We start from the raw sequence: 1,856 nt of genomic DNA, 5'->3' as shown, positions 1-1,856 counted from the left end.
CCGCGCGAGACCGAAGTGCTCTCATGGCTTGCCAAGGGCAAGACCAACCGCGACATCGGCGAGATCCTGGGCACCAGCCCGCGCACCGTCAACAAGCACCTCGAGCACATCTTCGAGAAGCTGGGCGTCGAGACGCGCGCTGCCGCGGCGGCACTGGCCAGCGGACAGCTGGCCTGATCGAGTTACCTACCTCTTCGTTGCCGGCGTTGCGGGCACCGCAGGCGTCGTCGCGGTGCTGTCGGCCTTGGAGCCCGGCACGGCCGGCGTCGCGGGCGTGGCAGACATCGTGGACGATGCCGAGGACGAAGAAGAAGAAGACTGCGGCGACGGCGTGGCCGGTGTCGCAGGCGTGGCTGGCGTTGCAGGCGATGTGGCCGTGGCCGGTGTTGCAGGCGTGGCGGGTGTTGCCGGCGTGGCGGCATTGTCCGAGGCATTGGAGCCGCTGGCCGCGCCCGCGCCATTGCCGTTGGCGCCTGCGCCAACGCCTGCGCCCGCGCCTACACCGGCGCTGCTGCCGCCACCTCCGCCGCCCCCGGCACCGCCACCACCGCCTCCTCCGGAGCCGCCGCCCGCAGCCAATGCGAGCGGCGCCACGCAGGCGCCCATCAAGACCGCCACCAGGGTCGGTGCAATACGTCGTGTCAGCTTCATCGGAATCTCCTTGTTGGTGTTTCGACAAGGCCAAGCTAGACACGGCCGGAAAGCCGGCTTGTAGTCCAAAGTCTTCATGGCAGGCCGGCCCAGTCGCCGGTGCCATGCAATGGATAGCTGCGCGGCGCCTGTCGGTATCACCCGCCGGGCTGGGTCGCCTGTTTGCCGCCGCGAGGCAGATGAACGGTGAATGCCGTGCCTTCCGCCGCGGAGGAGGTCACGGTGATGGTGCCGCCGTGCCCCGTCACGATCTCCCGCGCAATGTAGAGGCCCAGCCCCAGGCTCGTGGCGGGCCGCTCGTGCGGCGCCGATTCGCGTGTCGCAACCTGCACCAGCGGGTTGAAGATGACCTGCATCGAATCGGGGGGAATCGGCCTTCCCTGGTTCTTGACGATCAGGCTCGCATGCGCCCCCTCGTCCCGGATCACCAGCGCCACGGGATGGGCGGGGTCTCCATGCTGCACGGCGTTGCTCAGCAGGTTGGTGAGGACCTGGCGCATCCTGGGCGCATCGAACATCAGCACCACATCGGCTGGAAGCTCGGCGACGAGCTCCCGCTTGGGATAGGCCGCGCAGACCTCGTCGAAGGCCTCCTGGCACAGCGCACTCAGGTCGCCTTCCTGTGGAACCACTTCGATGCCGCGGCCGAGCCGGGTGCGCGTGTACTCGAGCAGGTCGGTGACCATGTCGTTGATCGACGCAATGCTTCGCCTGGCGATCTGGAGCGTGCGCTCCTTGGGCCTGGCCTCGCCTGCCAGTTCGAGAAGATGAATGCAGGAGCTGAGCGCGCTCAACGGGTTTCGCAGGTCGTGTCCCAGCACGGCCAGGAAGGTGTCCCTGGAATTGGCCACGTGCTCCGAATAGGTGGCCATGGCCTCGGCAAGGCCCTGGTCGATGCCTTCGTTGAAGCGCATCACTTCTTCGAGGACCGCGGCATCGACCGTGCCGACGTGTCCCATCCACAAACGAAGAACCGTGGCCCGCAGCGCGCGGTATTCCGCGCCCAGTTGGGAAAGGTCGAAACCCACCCGCTGGCGCAGGCCACCGTGTTCGGCGGCAAAAGTCTCCTTGAGGAACGGCAGCGCAAGTCCCTTGGACTTTGCTTCGCGCTGCCTTTCAGACTGGGCCGATTCCATTTCGCCGGCAATGGCCAGCAGGATTTCATGCGCATGGTCCCGCAGTTCGACAACGGACATGGTCTCCGC

The 1,856-nt window shown here is 67.0% G+C and carries 3 protein-coding genes; 1 reads left to right on the top strand and 2 read right to left on the bottom strand.

The window, feature by feature from the left end; translation table 11 throughout:
• A partial coding sequence (locus tag AC1DOC_RS32005; RefSeq protein WP_478131368.1) for a helix-turn-helix domain-containing protein occupies window positions 1-177 on the top strand: 177 nt, incomplete at its 5' end.
• 9 nt (window positions 178-186) lie between these two features.
• Here AC1DOC_RS32005 and AC1DOC_RS32000 read toward each other — a convergent pair.
• Together AC1DOC_RS32000 and AC1DOC_RS31995 are read right to left on the bottom strand one after the other, a co-directional pair.
• Window positions 187-651, bottom strand: coding sequence for a hypothetical protein (locus tag AC1DOC_RS32000; protein ID WP_478083373.1), 465 nt, complete (start codon window positions 649-651; stop codon window positions 187-189).
• 137 nt (window positions 652-788) lie between these two features.
• Window positions 789-1,856 (bottom strand): sensor histidine kinase (locus AC1DOC_RS31995; RefSeq protein ID WP_478131367.1); only part of this gene is annotated, 1,068 nt, incomplete at its 5' end.

This window comes from Variovorax sp. 01T439_2 (assembly GCF_056398445.1).
Note: the sequence above shows the minus strand (reverse complement) of the source record. Positions and strands in the feature narration are given on the sequence as shown.